This window comes from Actinosynnema sp. ALI-1.44, assembly GCF_001984155.1.
Taxonomy (GTDB): Bacteria; Actinomycetota; Actinomycetes; order Mycobacteriales; family Pseudonocardiaceae; genus Kibdelosporangium.
On sequence record NZ_MTQO01000043.1, the window covers coordinates 13,939 to 32,391 of the forward strand.

Consider the following 18,453-nt stretch of genomic DNA (forward strand, 5'->3'; position numbering starts at 1 on the left):
GGTACGGCTGTGCTTTTTGTCGGTGTGCAGTGGGCGGTGTGAGATAGGCGGGGTGAGATGGGCGGGGTGAACTCGTGTTCCTGGTGAACTTGGTGGTCAGCGCGGGCGCGGTGGTCGTGCTGCTCGGGGCGGTGTTCGCCATCTCGGTGCACCGCGACCGGCACGACCTGATCGACGTCGCGTGGGGGTTGGGCTTCGCGGTGGTCGCCGCGGTGTCGTGGGCACTCGCGTCCCAGCCGAACTGGGTGATCGCCGTGCTGACGATCGTGTGGGGCGGCAGGCTCGCGGTCCACATCGGACTGCGCAACCGCGGCAAACCGGAGGACCCGCGCTACGTGGCGATTCGCAAGCGGGCGAAGGGAAATCCGAACCTGCACCTGGCGTTGAAGGTCTACCTGTTGCAGGGCGTGATCCTGCTGTTCGTGTCGCTGCCGGTGCAGGTCGCCCAGTACACCCCGGCGCCGCCGGTGTGGCTCGTGGTCGTCGGTGTTCTGGTGTGGCTGGTCGGGTTCGGCTTCGAGACGGTCGGCGACTGGCAGCTGAACAGGTTCAAGTCCGACCCGGCCAACAAGGGGAAGCTGATGACGACCGGGTTGTGGAGGTACACCCGGCACCCGAACTACTTCGGTGACGCCGCCGTCTGGTGTGGACTGTACTTGTCGGCGTGTGGGAGCTGGGCTGGTGCGGCAACGGTGTTGTCCCCGGTGCTGATGACGTGGCTGCTGACCAACGGCTCGGGAAAACCGTTGACTGAGAAGCACATGCGCAAGTCCAGGCCGGAATACGCGGCGTACGCGGACCGGACGAGCGGCTTCTTCCCGTTGCCGCCGAAGAGGGCTCAACGTCGGGCCAGGTAGGCGTCGGCTCGTCTGATCAGGTCGGGCCGACGGCTGCCGAGTCGCGCGCGGGTTTGCTCGAGCACGAGATCAAAGGTCGGCACTGGTGGCGGGATGGGGAAGTCGCTTTCCACCATGCGCAGCCAGGCGTCGAGTATCGCTTCGGGGATCGCGGCGTAGGCGGTGTTCAGTTCCCAGTGTTCGGCGAGAAGGGCGAGTAGGGCGTCGTCGTCATCGCGCCCGATGCGCAGCTGTGCGCATACGGCACGCCAGAACAGCGGGTCCTTGGCGATCCAGTCGTACTTGGCCAGCGCATCGAGGTCGAAAGCCTGGGGTTGTGACTGGATGAGGCGGAACACCCCGCGGCTGTACTGGTGGCCGTGTGGTTGGGCCTGCCTGAACTGGTTGATCGCCCACAGGTACTCGTGATGATGTCGGCCACCGGATTGGAGCAGGCCGAGCAGGGCTTCCGGGTAGTTCATCGCCTGCCCGGATCGCGTGACGACGGTCATGATGCCGTCGTCCCTGATGATCGGGTTCAGGGCGTTCAGCTTGAAGTCCTCGTACTTGTCGCAGAGGAAGTGCGCTTCTCGTGGGAGGTCCCACATGTCGACGATGAAGACCTCGGTAGTCAGCTGGCCGCTGTTCCACCACTCGACATCGAGATCAGGCGCGTCCGTGTAGCTGCCTCGGCCCAGACGCAGCTCGATGTCACGGTCAGCACCACTCCACACTCGCTCCAGGATGAAGGTGTTGACCAAGGCGTACCAGTCGTCGGGCGCCAACAGCGCCTTCCATAGCCGCGTGTACTTGTTCCATGCCGGAACGACATTGTCCGGCTGCCCGCACAGTTCGCTCACTCGAACGGACCCGCCAACGGCAGCCGTGAGGATCAGCAGATTGGCGCTGTAGACGGCGAAACGCTCCGGCATCGAGCGCACCGCCGGTACGTACTCCGTGAATCGCGACCTTGGGGGAGCGTGCTCGGCTGCCCGGAACAGCTCGGCACAGACCATACCGAGTGAGGAGCCACTGGAGATTCCTACAAGAAACTCAATGATCGATGTGCGATTCGACAGCGGTACGTAAGATAGTAGGGAGTACAGCTCGCTGTCGTCGATCGCCGAGGACCGGCGGCCCACGGCTCGGTTCGGCAGGTCGGACAGCACATTCCAGATATGCCGGGCAACCAGGTACTCGCCGAAGGTCGCGTGCAGGAACTCGTAGGTGTGCAACGCTCGCGAGTCGCGTGTCGCCCGCGAGCGCTGCACGAAGAAGAACCGGCCCAAGGCGATCGCGCCCGCGCTGAGCGGCGAGCGGATGCCGCCGACCTGTGCCGGGGCGCCGTGGAACACCGCGAAATCCTTGTCCAGGTCGGCTTCGGCCACCCACTGGCTGCCGCGGTTGAACATCGCGAACGCCACAATGGACAGGCGCTCGAACTCGTCCTCGATCGCCTGCGCCAGTTCGGCTTCCGTTCGGTGACTGCCTTCTTTGGTCACCTCGCGCCTGGCGAACCGGGTCAGCAGCTGCTCGTAGAGTTCCGCCGCGTCGATGTCGCTGCCGGTTCGCTGCAGCGGATTGCCCTCAGCGTCGTACAAGGCGAGCATCAGCAACAACAACGGGTGCGCCGACAGCTCCGCGTACCGCTGCACCGTCGCGAGGTCGAGCGGTCGCAGGCCGTTCGCGACGAAGTGTTCGCTGTTGTTGTCGCGCCAGATGTCCAGCCACTGATGCTTCTGGTCGTCGGTGAACTCCGTCAGCCGGACGACCACCCCCTCGGACGGCAGGGTCGCGCGGTTGGCCACGCTGATCCTGCTGGTCACCACGAACGCCATAGGGCTTCCGACGTCGGCGCGTTCCCGCTGGAAACGGGCGATCCTGGTCAGGTAGTCGGTCTGCGTGACGCCCGTGGCCTGCAACAACTCGTCGAACCCGTCCAGCAGGACCACCGGCTGCGCTCGCGGGGCCGAGCGGACCAGCGACGGCCAGCTGACGTCCTCCTTCAGGGCGCGTTTGATCGCGTGCTCGATCTGGCCGAGGACGTCGGCGTCGGCGGGCGCGTCGCGCAGCTCGACCCGGACGACGAGGAAGTCGCTGGCGGGCAGGCGGGCCGCGAGCACCTTGGTGAGCAGCGACTTGCCGGACCCGGGGTCGCCCAGCACCAGCAGCGGCGCCGACCAGGCGTCGGGGGAGGTCAGGTAGCCCGTGATGAAGCGGTACATGTCCGTGCGGACCTGTCGGGAGTCCCACCACGACTTCTGTGCCACGAACGCGGTCGAGCCGCCGTCGTTGACCTGGAAGAACGGGTCTATGTAGCTGTCCTTCAACAGGGGGATCGTCAGGCCGCCCGGTGCGTCCCGGGAATCGAGGATCGGGTGGTTGAGCGCCGCCTGGTAGCCGAGGGCGAGCTCCTGGCGTTGCGCGGTCGGCGTGTCACCGACAGACAGGGCCGCCAGGGAGTCGGTGAGGCGTCGGAGGGCGACGCCGAGGGTTTCCCTGGTTGCGGCGGCGTCGATCCTGCTGATCCAGAAGGCGACTTCCGGGCAGTCCACGGCCAGCCGCCGCAGCAGTTCCTCATATCGGCGGACCGCCCGTTCCGGGAGCTCTTCTCGCAGCCTTTCCCCGAGGGGCGCTCGTTGCGTCTCGGACAATTCGTCCCAGATCGCCAGCCCTTCGACGAATGTGGCCAGCCCGAGTCCCATGGTGCGATACCAGGCGGTGAGTGTGCTCAGGAACGACTCGTACGGCTGATCCGCTGTCAGCAACGGCACGGCGGCGTCGTGAATTGTCGCGACCGGGTTCCCCAGCAACGTCAGTTGGCGCTGCCTGGTCAGGTCGAGCGACTTGGCTGTGAACGGGACGTCCAGCTCGTCGAGTGCTTCGAAGAACGCGACGAGCACCGTCACCGAATGAGCGGCGTGCAGGCGGTGGGTCCGGTCGATCCGGGAATCGCCGCGTTCTCCGGAGACCTTGCCGACCAGTTCGCGCGACAGCCGGATGAATTCGCCCTTGGCGTCGAACCAGCTCAGCAGGTCCGCGACCGACAGCGCCGACCCGCCGAGCAACGCCGCGCCCAGCACGCTGTCGAGCGCTCGGACAATTGTGGAATCGTTGCCGCCCAGCAGTTTCACGGCGTCCGCGTAGGTGAACGTGGCCACCGGGTCATCATGCCGAACAGACCCCCGGGAACCAGGCCCGGGGGTCTGTTCGTCGACGGGGTGTCAGCCGCCGCTGCGGCGGTTGGTGAAGTTGCGGTGGCTCGGCACCGACTGGCTACGCAGGGTGTTGTTCATCGCGCCATGCGTCTTGGCCTGCGGTTTCGCTGCCCGGCGCTCAGCGCGGCTGAGCTTCGGCTCGTTCTCCTCCGCCTCACGCGGCTCGATCGGCTTCATGAACGACAGGCCTTCGCCAGCCGGCTTGTCCGCGGTCTTCTTGCCGTTCTTCTTCGAGTTCGCAGCCATGCGGAACCTCCTGGAAGGGTGAATGGGGGACGGCCACGCGGCGAGACGACAGCCTGCGTCGACCTGGATTACTCAACCTGAATGCGCCCAGCGTGAGCACTGCGCGCGGAGGTTCTCAGATGCCCATGGCACGACCATAGCAGCGCCCCTCGCGGGGCGCACCATGATTTGAGTCGTGTCCCAGCGGACCTCGAGCTAGGCCGGGATGGCGATCGCCGTGATCACCAGGCCGTCGCCGACGATCCACCGGCCGGTGAACCCGTCGACCTGCTCACCCGCGATGATCGGCCCCGGCACCAGCAACTTGGCCTCGAACGTGCCGTCCTGCGCCAGGGTGATCGACGCCTCTTCGAAGCCGAGCCACTTGTGCGTCAGCGGGTACCAGGCCTTGTAGACGGTCTCCTTGGCGCAGAACAGCATCCGGTCCCAGTGCACCGAGTCGTCCGCCGCCGTGAGCTCGGCGAGCCTGACCTTCTCCTCGTCGCGGGAGATCACGCTGAGCACGCCGTCGGGCAGCGGCCCGTGCGGCTCGGCGTCGATCCCGACCGTGTGGATGTCGGTCTTGCGGGCCACCACGGCCGCCCGGTACCCGGCGCAGTGCGTCATGCTGCCCACCACACCGTCCGGCCAGCGCGGCGCACCGCGTTCCCCGTTCAGCAGCGGTGCGGGCGGGATGCCCAGTTCGGCGAACGCCTGCCGGGCGCAGTGCCGGACCGTGGCGTATTCGCGCCGCCGCTTGTCCACCGCCTTGGCGACGTGCTGCGCCTCCTCGGGGAACATCGTCGACTCCGACGCGTCGGTGACAGTGTCCCGGCTGGCCACACCAGCGGGCATCAGTTTCTCGATCACGGCGCCACCCGCACCGGCAGAACGGGCTTGAGCAGCTTGTCGGGCAGGCCACGCGGCTTCCACTCGCGGGGGTAGCCCAGCGAGACCTCCTCGAACGGCACACCGTCGTACACCGTGTGCCGGGGGATGTGCAGATGGCCGTACACCACGGTCGCCGTGTTGAAGCGGGTGTGCCAGTCGCCTGACAACTCCGTGCCGCACCACTGCGCGAAGTCGGGGTAACGCAGGATGCGGGTTGGCTGCCGGACCAGCGGCCAGTGGTTGACCAGCACCAACGGCACATCCGGGTCGCACGCCGCGAGCCTGCGCTCGGTCTCCGCCACCCGGGCGCGGCACCAGTCGTCGATCGCCGGGTACGGGTCGGGGTGCAGGAAGTACTCGTCGGTGCAGACGATCCCGGCGTCGTGCGCCTTGGCCAGCGACTCTTGCTTGGTGTGCACGCCGTCGACCCGGAAGGTGTAGTCGTACAGCGCGAACAGCGGCGCGATCCGCACCGGCCCGCCGTCACCCGTCCACACCGGGTACTCGTCCTCGGGGGTGAGCACGCCGAGCCTGCGGCACATCGCGACGAGGTACTCGTAGCGCTGCACGCCACGCAGCTGCACCGGGTCCTTGGCCGTGGTCCACAGCTCGTGGTTGCCGGGCACCCAGATCACGGTGTCGAAACGGGATTTCAACAGGCCGAGCGCCCACTCGATGTCCGGGGTCGTCTCCGCGACGTCGCCGGCCACGATCAACCAGTCGCCGGGGTCGTCCGGTCGCAGGCCCTCGACGATCGGCCGGTTCTCCGCATGCCCGACATGCAGGTCGCTGATGGCCAGCAGTTGTGGTGTCGTGCTCACGCGTTCGAGCTTAGCCTGGTCGCGCGGACGGTTCTTTCGCTGTGACACCCACCTCTGGTACACCGTTGACGACGTCCAACGCCGCCGCCACCGACACGGATGTGAGGCACGGTCGATGGCGCTCGAACGGCGGAAGTTCCTGGTAGGAGGCACGGCGGCGGCATATCTCGCCGCGGCGGGCACTGGGGCGGACATGGCGGCCGCGAGCACGCCCGGACTCTGGGACGAGTTCGTTGTCAACCCCTACGACCACCCCCAGATCCCGAACGTCGCGTACGCGGGCTACCGGATGGGCGAGCGGCCGCCGACCAGGCCCGTGCGTACCAACGTCCTGCGGTACGGCGCCAAGCCCGACGGGTCGGCGGACTCCTCGGCGGCCATCAACCGCGCGATCGCGGACGTCGGGCGCGCGGGTGGCGGCGTCGTGTACGTGCCGGAGGGCACGTTCCGGATCGACGACATCATCGAGGTCGGCTACGACAACGTCGTCCTGCGCGGCGCGGGCAGCGGGCGCACCACGCTGTTGGCCACCCGGTCGCTCGAGCAGATCGTCGGTATCAACCGCAGCCGCTACGGCAGCGAGAACTCGGCGTGGAGCTGGTGCGGCGGGCTGGTCTGGGTGTGCCACCGCGACCGGCGCCGCCCGCTGGTCGACGCGATCAAGGCACGCCGGTGGCCGTTGGAGGGCTGGGTCGGCAACGAAGGCGCCGACTCCAGGGTGATCACCACGTGCACCGCGGCCGCGCCGCGCGGCTCGTTCACGATCACCGTGGCCGACGCCGGGGGACTCACACCGGGGCAGCGGGTGTTGTTGCAGGTCGACGACGACCCGGCGCACGGCCTGCTCAAGCACATGTGCGGGGACATCCCGGGCACGTCGTCCTACGTCTGGGCGGACAAGACGAAGCTGCTGTCGTACAAGCCGTTCCAATGGCCCGTCCGTGTCGCCGCCGTGGACGGTGCCAGGGTCACGCTGGCCCAGCCGTTGCCGATCGAGCTGCGGCCGGAATGGAACGCCCGGCTGACCACAAGCGCTCCCGCGATCACCGGGGCGGGTGTCGAAGGGCTCACCATCCGGATGGTCAAGACCGTGCGCCCGGCTCACCTCCAGGACAAGGGCTACAACGGGCTGGTGTTCCAGTGCGCGTGGGACTGCTGGGCCGACGATGTGTCCGTTGTGGACAGCGACAACGGGTTCCTGCTGGTCGCCGCCAAAGGCGTGACCCTGTCGCGGACCCGGGTCGGCGGCCGTGGACAGCATCACTCTTATGCATGTCGTGAGCAGTCACACGACAACCTGGTCGAGGACTTCGCGATCGGGAAGTTCACCGAGCCGCCGACGCCGGGCTCCGGCCACCACGGCATCAACGTGGAAGGCCTGTCGTGCGGGAACGTCTGGTCGCGCGGCCGGATGGACGCGGGGACGTTCGACACCCACCGGGGGTTGCCCTTCGGCAACGTACGAACCGAGGTGACGATCGTCAACGACGGCGCGCACGGCGGCAGCGCCGACGCGGGTCCGTTGTACGGCGCGCGATTCGCGCACTGGAACATCACCGTGCTCAACGAGCGCGCCGGGTGCGTCAAGATCGACAACGTCGCCCCGTGCAGCGCGACCGTTGGCGTATCTACGGTTCGCGAGTTCGGTCAGGTCGACCGGCCGGACTTCACCGGACCGCTGCGGTCCAAGCTGGAGAGCTACGGCAGCACGGCTGTGACGCCCGTCAACCTGCACCGGGCTCAGCGCGCTGTGCGGGGTTTCGTCCCCAGGTAGCGAAAAATCGGTCTGAAAAGATCAATGCACCGGTTGCCCCGGACACCGGGATGCGGGTACCTCTTAGGGTAGATGTTTGTTGCTACAGCTGGGAGATCCGGCATGATCACCGGTCCGGACCGCCAACCATGGCGGTTGATCAGCGTGCCCGTACTCGTCGCGGCCGTCCTGCTCACCTTCCTGGCCGGTCTGCTGTGGTTACTCGGCTTGCCCGACGCGTCTCTACTGTGGACGGTCGCGGCCGTGGCGGGTCTTGCCCCGCTGACCGTGTGGGCGATCGAGGACCTGGTGACCGCCCGCCGGGTGGGCGGGCCGCTGACGACCATCCCGGTCGTCGTCGGCGCGCTGCTGGTCGGGGCGCACGAAGTCGGCGCGGCGGCGGGGATGCTGGCGTGCGTGCTGCACGGCGTCGAAGCGCTGGTGCGGGGGCGCGCCCGCCGTGAGATCGCGGCGCTGGCCCGTGCCGCGGGAGAGACCAGGATCCACACGGGTGACCGTGTCACGGCCGCGACCGGCGAGGTCGTCCCGGTCGACGGCAGGTTGCTGTCCGACGCGGTGCTCGACGAGTCGCGGCTGTCCGGCGATCCGATCAGGGTGCGCCGCGGAGAAGGGGAACCGGTCCGCAGCGGCGCGGTCAACGTCGGTGACCCGGTCGAGCTGGTGGCGACCGTGCCGGACACCGAGGGAACGTGGGCGGCGATGTCACGCCTCGCGCACCGCGCGGTCACCGACGGCGCGCATCCCCTGCGTCGGGCCAACCGCGCCGCGTTCGTCTACACGCCGCTGGCGATCGTGGCCGGGGCCGTGGTGTGGCTGGTGACGGGTCATCCGCTGGCCGGGTTCGGTGTGCTCGCGGTCGCGGCGTCCGCCCCGGTGCTGCTCGCCGTGCCGTTGTCGCTGGCAGCGGGCCTGACGAGGGCCGCTCGGCATGGTGTGGTCGTCGGCGACGCCGGTGTGCTCGAACGGATGGCGCGTACCCGGATCGGCGTGGTCGACGCCGCGGGCGTGGTGTATTCCGGGTCCTTGTCGGTGACCGAGGTCGTGGCCGCGCCGGGCTGGCTGACCAACGATGTGCTCGCGTGTGCGTCGTCGGTGCACCGCATGCGCCCGGACCCGTTCGCCGGTGCCGTGGCGCGCGCCGCGAAAGCCGCGGGCATCAGCGGCGGCACGCCCAGGGGCAAGGTGTCCTTCGCCGACGCGCAACCCGACGGATCGCTCGACTGGGTCAAGATCGCGCTGGCACGTGCCAGCCTGGACAACGCGAGTGTCGCGTGGGTAGCCGTCGACGGTCAGCCCGTCGGCGCGCTGGTCGTGCGGGACGAGGTCAGGCCGGACGCCGCCACATCGCTGCGTGCCCTGCGGCGCGCCGGGATGCGCAGGCTCGTGCTGGTGACCCGCGAGAACCTCAGCGACCCCGAGGACGTCGGCGTCGTGCTGGGCGTGGACGAGTTGTGGACCCGGTGCGGCACGGCGGACAAGGTCGAGCGTGTCCGTGAGGAACGCCGTCGAGGCCTCACCCTCATGGTCGGTGATGATCCCGCTGTCGGCGCGGCCGACGTCGGTGTCGCGTTGAGTGGTCGCGGCGCGTGCGTCGCGGACGTGGTCATCGCGGACGGCCAGGCAGCGCGTCTTGCCGACGCTGTGCGGACCGCTCGCCGAGCGAGGTGGATCGGCCTGCTGGCGGGCGTCGGCGGGCTGGCGATCGTCGCGGCTGGGGTGACCGCGGTCACGCTGGGCTGGCTGACGCCGATGCTCGCGGTGCTGCTCAGGGCAGGTGTCGACGGCCTGGTCATGGGTTGCGCGTTGCAGGCGTTGAAGCCCGGACGAGCCGAACTGGGCCCGTACCTGCCCGAGCCCGACCACCTCAGCCAGGTCCGCAACGCCGTGCGCCAGGCCGCCGACGAACTGTCCACCGGCCTCACACCGCAGGCGCAGCAGTCCGTGCTGCGGGCGTACCACCTGATGGCCGACCACGTGGTGCCCGCGCAGCACACCGGCGAGATCGAGCGCCAGGTCCGCAGGCTCGGCACGCACCTGACAGCGCCGAATGCCCAGGTGGAGGACATGCGGGCGACCTTGTACGGGCTCAACGCGGTGCTGAACGAACGGCTCATCACGGCCAAGCGTCAACGCGTCTAGGGGCAGATTGCGGAGCGACTCACTTCACACTCTGAAAATTTGCAGCGTCTGAAACTTTCTCGGTACCGTGGTGGCCATGACCGAGGAAGAGCAGCCGCTGGGTCTGCGCGAGCGCAAGAAGCTCGAGACGCGGGCCAAGCTGGTGAAGATCGCCATCAGGCTGGCGGCCGAACGCGGTCTGGACAACGTCACCGTCGACGACATCGCGGGCGAGGCGGGCGTGTCCGCACGGACGTTCTTCAACTACTTCGCCAGCAAGGAAGACGCGATCCTGCTGCCCGACCAGGACCCGGTCGGGCAGACGCACGCGATCGCGGAGAAGATGCTGGCCGCACCGGCCGAGCTGAACCCGCTGCGGGCCTCGGCCATGGCGATGCGGCCGTTCGTGGCGAGGTTCGACGAGGAGCGCGAGGAGTGGCTCACCCGCATCTCGATCATCGAGCGCGATCCGGGCCTGATGGTGAAGCTGTTCGCCTCCCAGAAGGAAACCGAGGCCATCCTCGTCGAGGCACTGGTCAAGCGGACCGGTCTCGCGCCGACTGACCTGTATCCCCGGTTGCTCTACCGGGTCATCGGTGGGGTCATGCAGGCATCCACCCAACGCTGGTACGAGCTGGGGGGCTCGGTCCGGCTGACCGAGTTGTTCGACGCGGCGATCGACTCGATCGACGCGGGTATGCCCGTGCCCTCGGGCACGGCCGTCATTGAGGGGAAATCATGACAGTCACGGCAGATCCGCCTGCCGACGGCGTGAAACTCAGTCGGGGGCAAGTCGTCCAGGCGCTGTCCGGCCTGATGATGGGACTGTTCGTCGCCATCCTCGCGGGGACCGTCGTGGCCAACGCGCTGCCACGGATCGTCGCGGACCTCGGCGGTTCGCAGTCGTCCTACACCTGGGTGGTCACCACCGAGCTGCTCGCGATGACCGCGACGGTGCCGTTGTGGGGCAAGCTGTCCGACCTGTACAACAAGAAGCTGCTGATCCAGCTGTCCCTGCTGATGTTCGTGATCGGCTCGCTCGTCGCCGGGTTCTCCCAGGACATCGGCACGCTGATCGCCAGCCGCGTCGTGCAGGGCATCGGCGCCGGTGGTCTGACCGCGTTGGTCTCGGTCGTGATGGCCGCCATGGTCTCGCCTCGTGAACTCGGTCGCTACATGGGCATCTTCGGTGCCGTGTTCGCGGTCGGCACGGTCGCGGGCCCGCTGATCGGTGGCGTCATGGTCGACACGTCGTGGCTGGGCTGGCGCTGGTGCTTCTTCCTGGGCGTGCCGTTCGCCGCGCTGGCGATCCTGCTGCTGCAGCGCACGCTGAAGCTCCCGACGGTCAAACGGGAAGGCGTGAAGGTCGACTACCTCGGCGCGTTCCTGATCATGCTGGGCGTGTCGACCCTGCTGGTGTGGACGTCGCTGGCCGGTCACCAGTTCGACTGGCTGTCCGGGTGGTCGTTCTTCCTGGTCGGTGCGGGTGTCGTCGTGCTCGCGCTGGCCGTGTGGGTGGAGTCGCGGGTGGCCGAGCCGATCGTGCCGCTGAGCATCTTCCGCAACCGCACGGTCACGCTCACCACGATCGTCAGCTTCCTCGTCGGTGTCGCGATGTTCGGCGGCACGGTGTTCCTGTCCCAGTACTTCCAGCTCTCACTGGGCAAGTCGCCGACCGTCGCGGGCCTGATGGGCCTGCCGATGATCTTCGGCCTGCTGGTCTCGTCGACCGTGTCCGGCCAGCTGATCAGCAAGACCGGCAAGTGGAAGGTGTACCTGGTCCTCGGCGGGATCCTGATGGTCGTCGGGTTCGCCCTGCTGGCCACGATCGACCGGAACACCAGCATCGTGCTGCTCAGCGCGTACATGGTGGTGCTCGGCATCGGCGTGGGCATGCTGATGCAGAACCTCGTGCTGGTCGCGCAGAACGACGTGGCCGCCCAGGATCTGGGTGCGTCCACGTCGGTGCTGACGTTCTTCCGCAGCCTCGGCGGCACGGTCGGCGTCAGCGTGCTGGGCGCGGTCCTGGCCAACCGGCTGACCAGCGAGGTCACCGCGCACCTCGGACCGTTGCCGGACGGCGGCGGCACGTCGGCGGTGCCCGACCTCAACCTGCTGCCGCCGGAGATCGCGAACGTGTTCCGTGACGCCTACGGCGTGGCGACCAGCTCGATCTTCCTCTACTGCCTGCCGTTCGCGGCCCTGGCCGTCCTGGTGGTCTTCTTCATCAAGCAGATCCCGCTCAAGACCCAGACCGGTGCCGAACGACTGGCCCAGGAGTCCGCGGACGCGGTAGCAGTCGACTGACCGGCTCGTGAGTGTTTGGTCCGGTTCCAACCGGATCAAACACTCACGAGGCTTTTCAGTAGGGTGGGGGTGTGATCCCGGTTGTCCTCCTCACCGGCTTTCTCGGCTCCGGCAAGACGACACTGCTCAACCACCTGCTGAGCTCCGCGCGCGGTACCAGGATCGGCGTGATCGTCAACGACTTCGGCCAGATCAACGTCGACGCGATGGCGGTCGCCGGTCAGGTCGACTCGATGGTCTCGCTCGACAACGGCTGCCTGTGCTGCGTGGCCGACACGTCCGACATCGACGAGATGCTCGGCAAGCTCGCGGGCGCCAAGCTGGACGTGATCGTCATCGAGGCCAGCGGGCTGGCCGATCCGCAGTCCATGGTCCGCAAACTGCTGGCCAGCACCGACACCCGTGTCCGGTACGGCGGTCTGGTCACGGTGCTCGACGCCGTCGAGTTCGCCGGGACGCACGACCAGCACCCCGAACTGGCCAAGGCGCTCAAGATCGCCGACCTGCTCGTGCTGAACAAGACCGACCGGGTCGAATCGGTCACCGAGCTGGTCGACCTCGTGCGAACGCACAACGGCGACGTCCCGATCGTGCCGGTGACGCACGGCCGCGTCGACCCCGAGCTGCTGTTCGACCGCGCGCCCGAGCGGCCGGTCGCCCGTCAGCTGACGTTCGACGACCTGACCGACCACTCGGATCACGCACACGCGGTGTACGACTCGGTGACGTTCACGTCCACCGAGCCGATGCACCCGGTCCTGCTGATGGACTTCCTGGACAACCGGCCCGCCGGGCTCTACCGGATGAAGGGCTTCGTCCACTTCGGGGTGCCCGGCCACACCGACCGGTTCGGCATCCAGACCGTCGGCAACTACCTGCGCTTCCACCGTTCACCGTGGCCGCGCGGCACCAAGCCGGAGACCCAGCTCGTGCTGATCGGCAAGGACATCGACGCGGCCACGGTCGACTGGCTGGAAGCCTGTGGACAGACCGGGCCGGTCGAGGTCGACGACATGCTCTGGGTCACGCGCTACCTGGACTCAGTCGACGCCGCGCATGAGCTTCTTGAGCAGCGGTCGCAGTCCGATGAGGATGAGGCCTAGCACGATCGCCGCGCCGCCGAGGATGCCGAAGTACGCGGGTTCGTTGTCGGCCGAGTAATAGGACGCCAGTTCACCCGCCGTCGACGACCCGGCCGCGAGGGAAAGGAAGAACAGCGCCACCATCTGCGCCTGGAACGCCTTCGGCGCGAGTTTCGTGCTCACCGAAAGCCCGACCGGTGACAGGCACATTTCCGCGAGCGCGAACACGATCAGGACCAGAATCAGGAAAAGCGGATTGACCACTTTCCCGGAACCGGCCTGAACGACCGCGACCATGAGCAGGAACGCGATTCCCATCCCGATCACACCGAGGGCGAATTTCACCGGCGTGCCCGGCTGGCGTTCGCGGAGTTTCGTCCAGAGCAGCGCGAACAACGGTGCCAGCACGATCACCGCCGCCGGTTCGACCGAGTTGAACGCCTCCGGGGTGATGTGGAATCCGAGCCCGTCCAGATCCACCCGGGTGTCGGCGAAGATCGGCAGCACGGTGAACTGCTGCTGGAACAGCGACCAGAAACCGAAGCTGATGATGAACAGCGGAATGAAGGCGTAAACCCGGCTGCGCTCCACCGGTGTGATCTTCTTGCTGGTCAGGATGACCACGAAATAGGCGACCGACACCGCGAGCACGGTCCACGTGACGATCTTCGCCAGGTTGTCCGGCCGGATCACGCCGAGGACCACGAGCAGCACGAGCACGACCACAACGGCCGCGATGATCGAGAAGGACCGGACCCTGGCCGCGCCGGTGAGCGGGTTGGGCACCACACTCGCCTGGTCGCCGAGGTTGCGGCGGTTGATCCAGTACTGGGCCAGACCGAGCGCCATACCGACGGCCGCCGCGCCGAAGCCGACGTGGAAGCCCCACTCGTCGCGCAGGTAGCCGGTGACGATCGGGCCGAGCGTCCCGCCGATGTTGATGCCCATGTAGAACAGCGAGAACCCGGCGTCTCTGCGGGCGTCGCCCTCCTCGTACAGCGTGCCGACCAACGCCGTCACGTTCGACTTCAGCCCGCCCGTGCCGAGGATCACCAGCACCAGGCCGATCGCGACACCGGTGAGGCCGGGAACCACGGCCAGCACGACGTGGCCGAGCATGATGAACAGGGCACCGAAGAACACGGTGCGTTCCGCGCCGAGCAACCGGTCCGCGACCCACGCCCCGCCGACCGAGGCCAGGTAGGCCAGGCCGCCGTACGCGCCGACGATGCCTGCCGCGGTGGCCTTCGGCAGGCCGAGGCCGCCGTCGGTGACGCTGTAGTACAGGTAGAACGCAAGGATCGCCTGCATTCCGTAGAAGGAGAACCGTTCCCACAACTCGGTGCCGAACAGGTTCGCCAGCGCGCGGGGGTGTCCGAAGAATCCGCGCTGGGGTGCTTTCGAAAACGCCGTTGTCACGTTTCGTCACCTTACGCCGGACGGCTCATACCTGCTCAACCCCCGTCGGTAGGGAATGTGATAACCCTTTCGGGTGGGCACGAGTGAGCCGTTCCGGGGCGCGGTGCTCGAGGCTGTCCTCGAGCGGATCACGTACGCCAACGAGGACACCGGGTACACGGTGGCCCGCGCCGACACCGGGCGCGGCGGGGACCTCGTCACCGTGGTGGGTGCGCTGCTCGGCGCCCAGCCCGGGGAATCGATCCGGATGCGCGGCCGGTGGGGCTCGCACCCGCAGTACGGCAAGCAGTTCCACGTCGAGGACTACACCACCGTGCTGCCCGCGACCGTGCAGGGCATCCGCCGGTACCTCGGATCCGGGTTGATCAAGGGCATCGGGCCCGTGCTGGCCGACCGGATCGTCGAGCACTTCGGCGTCGACGCGCTCGACGTGATCGAGCGGCAGCCGGAGCGGCTGATCGAGGTGCCCAAGCTGGGGCCCAAGCGCACCAAGCTGATCGCGGCGGCGTGGGAGGAGCAGAAGGCCATCAAGGAGGTGATGGTCTTCCTGCAGGGCGTCGGCGTCTCGACCTCGCTCGCGGTGCGGATCTACAAGCAGTACAACGACAAGTCGATCGACGTGGTGCGCACCGAGCCGTACCGGTTGGCCTCGGACGTGTGGGGGATCGGGTTCCGCACCGCCGACACCATCGCCAAGGCGGTCGGCATCCCGCACGACAGTCCACAGCGGATCAAAGCGGGCCTGCAGTTCACGCTCTCGGAGTCGACCGGTGACGGGCACTGCTACCTGCCGGAGCAGCGGCTGATCGCCGACGCGGTCAAGATCCTCCAGGTGGACACCGGTGCGGTGATCGACTGCCTGGCCGAACTGGTCGACGAGGAAGGTGTGGTGCGCGAACTCGTGCCCGGTGAGGACGCCGAGCTCGACGAGGTGGCGATCTACCTCGTGCCGTTCCACCGTGCCGAGATCTCACTGGCGGGCCAGCTGGTCCGGCTGTTGCGGTCCGACGCGGACAGGATGGCCGCGTTCGCCGGGGTCGACTGGGACCGTGCGCTCGCCTGGCTGCACAAACGCACCGGGGCGCAGCTGGCGCCCGAGCAGGAGCAGGCCGTCCGGCTGGCGCTGACGAGCAAGGTCGCCGTGATGACCGGTGGGCCCGGCTGCGGCAAGAGCTTCACCGTCCGGTCCATAGTGGAGCTGGCCACGGCGAAAGGCGCACGGGTCGTGCTCGCCGCGCCGACCGGGCGCGCTGCCAAGCGGTTGAGCGAGCTGACCGGGCACGAGGCGAGCACCGTGCACAGGTTGCTGGAGCTCAGGCCTGGCGGCGACGCCGCGTACGACAAGGACCGGCCGCTGGACGCCGACCTCGTGGTCGTCGACGAGGCGTCCATGGTGGACCTGTTGCTGGCCAACAAACTGGTCAAGGCGCTCGCACCGGGAGCGCACCTGCTGCTGGTCGGCGACGTCGACCAGTTGCCGTCGGTCGGCGCGGGCGAGGTGCTGCGCGACCTGCTGGCCCCGGGGACACCCGTCCCGCACGTCCGGCTGACGCACATCTTCCGGCAGGCCCAGCAGTCCGGTGTGGTCACCAACGCGCACCGGATCAACGCGGGGGAGCACCCGCACACCAGGGGACTCGACGACTTCTTCCTCTTCTCCGTCGACGACGTCGAGCAGACCGGACTGCTCACAGTGGACATCGTCGCGAACAGGATCCCGCGCAAGTTCGGGATCGACCCGCGCCGCGACATCCAGGTGCTCGTGCCGACCCACCGCGGCCCGGCGGGCGCGGCCGCGTTGAACTCCCTGCTGCAGGAGGCACTGACACCGTCCAAACCGAACCTTCCGGAACGCAGGTTCGGTGGTCGCGTGTTCCGGATCGGCGACAAGGTGACGCAGGTCCGCAACAACTACGACAAGGGTGCCAATGGTGTCTTCAACGGCACCATGGGCGTGGTGACCGGCCTCGCCGTCGAGGAACAGACACTGACCGTGCGTACCGACGAGGACGAGGAAGTCGGCTACGAGTTCAGCGAGCTGGACGAGCTGACCCACGCGTACGCTGTGACTATTCACCGCTCGCAAGGCAGCGAATACCCGTGTGTGGTCGTCCCTGTCACCACCAGTGCGTGGATGATGTTGCAGCGGAACCTGCTGTACACGGCCGTGACCAGGGCTAAGAAACTCGTCGTGCTGGTCGGCTCGGCCAAGGCGATCGGCCAGGCCGTGCGCACCGCGAGCACCGGTCGCAGGTATACAGCCCTTGACCATCGGCTTCGCGCGTGATGTTGTAGCCTGCACTTACGTAGGTTTGTTTGGTTGGTGAGGTGTGTTGTGATCTCTGGCAAAGTGTTGCGGTTCGATGATGTTCGCGGTTACGGGTTCATCGCCCCGGACGACGGCGGCGAAGACGTGTTCATGCACGCGAACGACTTGCGTGACGAGAAGTTCCTGTTCACGCCGGGAACGGCGGTGGAGTTCGACGTCGTCGAAGGCGACAGGGGGCTGAAGGCGTCGTCGGTCAAGATCGTCGACCGGGGCCAGGCCAGGACCAACGCCAACGCGGACGAAGAGGTGATGTGCGACGTGCTGTCACCGCGTGAACTGATGCAGGAGTTGACGGAGGCGCTGCTGGAGGCGGCGCCGACCCTCACCGCGGCGCAGATCGTCCAGGTGCGCCAGCGCATCGCCAAACTCGCGCACGCCCACGGCTGGCTGGAAAGCTAGGTCGCACAGCACAGCACAGCACGGCACAGCACGCGGCACAGAGGGGCTAGAGCCGCAGTTCGCCGACGACCTGACCACCGATCTGTTCCCCGGTGGGCCGAAATCCCATGCGTAAGTAGAACTCCTCGGGCCCATGCTCATGGGGGACCCACAACACGGTGATGCGGTCGGCGCCTCGGTCACGCGCCTCGGCGGCGACCGCGTCCACCGCGAACCGGCCGTATCCCTTTCCCTGGTGGTCGGCCGCGATGTTCAGCCGCCAGATCCCGCAGCGGAACGCGGTGACCGGGTTGCCGGGGTCGAACGCTGCCATGACGAAGCCGACGAGGTCCTCCCCGTCGTACACCAGGCGTGGCCAAGCTGTGTCACGGTTGGCGTAGGCCTCGGCCAATGACAGCACCACGGGGGCCACCACGGCTTCCTGCTCGGGCAGCACCTTCAGGTCGCACGCCGCGTGCACGTTCGCGGGCGTGACCAGTTCCAGCCGGATGCTCATGGTGGCACCGTATCAACGCCCACCGACATCTTTCCTCAGTTCGCGAGCAGTACGAGGACCAACCCGATCGTGGCCGGAACCGTCTGCACGAAAAGGATGCGCCTGCTCGCGGTGGCGGCGCCGTACAGGCCCGCGATCATCACGCAGATCAGGAAGAAGACCGCGAAATGGAAGCCGGTCGTGCCACCCGCGATCAGCGCCCATACCAGCCCGGCGGCGAGAAAACCGTTGTACAGCCCCTGATTGGCGCCGAGGACAGCGGTCTGCTTGGTGAACTCCGCCGTCAGCCCGAACGCCTTCCGGCCGCGCGGAGTCGTCCACAGGAACATCTCGAGGACGAGGATGTAGGCGTGGATCGCGGCGACGAGCCCGATCACGATGTTCGCGGCCAGGTGCATCTCCAGGCCCTCCCGGATGCCGAACCAGCGGAGACGACCTCCGATTCGCGCGGAATCCTACCCGCTGTCACCGAAACCCGGCCCGGCGAAACACCTGCAACAACATGCGCGACTACGAACACAGTAAACATTACCTGTGA

15 protein-coding genes are annotated in these 18,453 nt (G+C 67.6%); 8 read left to right on the plus strand and 7 right to left on the minus strand.

Annotated elements, in window-relative coordinates:
* Positions 1–74 precede the first annotated feature (74 nt).
* Positions 75–857, plus strand: a complete 783-nt coding sequence (locus ALI144C_RS17305) for a DUF1295 domain-containing protein (RefSeq protein WP_076988145.1) — start codon at positions 75–77, stop codon at positions 855–857.
* Here ALI144C_RS17305 and ALI144C_RS17310 read toward each other — a convergent pair.
* The 4 genes from ALI144C_RS17310 to ALI144C_RS17325 form a co-directional block, all read right to left on the minus strand.
* Positions 839–3,997, minus strand: a complete 3,159-nt coding sequence (locus ALI144C_RS17310; protein WP_076988146.1) for an NACHT domain-containing protein — start codon at positions 3,995–3,997, stop codon at positions 839–841. The two genes, ALI144C_RS17305 and ALI144C_RS17310, sit on opposite strands and share 19 nt — an antisense overlap.
* A gap of 63 nt (positions 3,998–4,060) precedes the next feature.
* A complete protein-coding gene (locus ALI144C_RS17315) occupies positions 4,061–4,300 on the minus strand; it encodes a hypothetical protein (RefSeq protein WP_076988147.1) in 240 nt (79 codons plus the stop codon).
* A gap of 195 nt (positions 4,301–4,495) precedes the next feature.
* Complete coding sequence (locus tag ALI144C_RS17320; RefSeq protein WP_076988148.1) at positions 4,496–5,149, minus strand: 4'-phosphopantetheinyl transferase family protein; 654 nt, start codon at positions 5,147–5,149, stop codon at positions 4,496–4,498.
* Positions 5,146–5,991: a metallophosphoesterase family protein gene (locus tag ALI144C_RS17325; protein WP_076988149.1), complete on the minus strand. Its 846-nt coding sequence runs from the start codon at positions 5,989–5,991 to the stop codon at positions 5,146–5,148. Before ALI144C_RS17325 ends, ALI144C_RS17320 begins: the two co-directional genes overlap by 4 nt.
* Before the next feature lie 115 nt (positions 5,992–6,106).
* Between ALI144C_RS17325 and ALI144C_RS17330 the strand changes: the two genes are divergently transcribed.
* The 5 genes from ALI144C_RS17330 to ALI144C_RS17350 all read left to right on the plus strand — a co-directional run bounded on the left by ALI144C_RS17330 (position 6,107) and on the right by ALI144C_RS17350 (position 13,293).
* Complete coding sequence (locus tag ALI144C_RS17330; RefSeq protein WP_076988150.1) at positions 6,107–7,765, plus strand: glycoside hydrolase family 55 protein; 1,659 nt, start codon at positions 6,107–6,109, stop codon at positions 7,763–7,765.
* Between the two features lie 102 nt (positions 7,766–7,867).
* Positions 7,868–9,904 (plus strand): HAD-IC family P-type ATPase, encoded by a 2,037-nt coding sequence (locus ALI144C_RS17335; protein WP_076988151.1) that lies wholly within the window; start codon positions 7,868–7,870, stop codon positions 9,902–9,904.
* A gap of 76 nt (positions 9,905–9,980) precedes the next feature.
* Positions 9,981–10,625 carry a TetR/AcrR family transcriptional regulator gene (locus ALI144C_RS17340; protein ID WP_076988152.1) on the plus strand — a complete coding sequence of 215 codons (645 nt, stop codon included), beginning with the start codon at positions 9,981–9,983 and terminating at the stop codon, positions 10,623–10,625.
* Positions 10,622–12,190 (plus strand): MDR family MFS transporter, encoded by a 1,569-nt coding sequence (locus ALI144C_RS17345; protein WP_076988153.1) that lies wholly within the window; start codon positions 10,622–10,624, stop codon positions 12,188–12,190. Before ALI144C_RS17340 ends, ALI144C_RS17345 begins: the two co-directional genes overlap by 4 nt.
* Positions 12,191–12,261: 71 nt before the next feature.
* Positions 12,262–13,293 (plus strand): CobW family GTP-binding protein, encoded by a 1,032-nt coding sequence (locus ALI144C_RS17350; protein WP_076988154.1) that lies wholly within the window; start codon positions 12,262–12,264, stop codon positions 13,291–13,293.
* On the opposite strand, the gene ALI144C_RS17355 is transcribed toward ALI144C_RS17350, so the two are convergent.
* Entirely contained in the window at positions 13,231–14,691 is a 1,461-nt protein-coding gene (locus ALI144C_RS17355; protein ID WP_076988155.1) for a peptide MFS transporter, read from the minus strand. The two genes, ALI144C_RS17350 and ALI144C_RS17355, sit on opposite strands and share 63 nt — an antisense overlap.
* A 73-nt stretch (positions 14,692–14,764) precedes the next feature.
* On the opposite strand from ALI144C_RS17355, the gene recD2 reads away from it, so the two are divergent.
* Together recD2 and ALI144C_RS17365 are read left to right on the plus strand one after the other, a co-directional pair.
* On the plus strand, positions 14,765–16,978 hold the full coding sequence (gene recD2 / locus ALI144C_RS17360) for an SF1B family DNA helicase RecD2 (protein WP_076988156.1): 2,214 nt from the start codon (positions 14,765–14,767) through the stop codon (positions 16,976–16,978).
* Positions 16,979–17,026: 48 nt separating this feature from the next.
* Entirely contained in the window at positions 17,027–17,419 is a 393-nt protein-coding gene (locus ALI144C_RS17365) for a cold-shock protein (RefSeq protein ID WP_076988157.1), read from the plus strand.
* 46 nt (positions 17,420–17,465) lie between these two features.
* Here the strand turns inward: ALI144C_RS17365 and ALI144C_RS17370 are convergent, their stop codons facing one another.
* Both ALI144C_RS17370 and ALI144C_RS17375 read right to left on the minus strand, forming a co-directional pair.
* Entirely contained in the window at positions 17,466–17,915 is a 450-nt protein-coding gene (locus ALI144C_RS17370) for a GNAT family N-acetyltransferase (protein ID WP_076988158.1), read from the minus strand.
* 35 nt (positions 17,916–17,950) lie between these two features.
* Entirely contained in the window at positions 17,951–18,313 is a 363-nt protein-coding gene (locus ALI144C_RS17375; RefSeq protein ID WP_076988159.1) for a DUF1304 domain-containing protein, read from the minus strand.
* Positions 18,314–18,453: the final 140 nt, after the last annotated feature.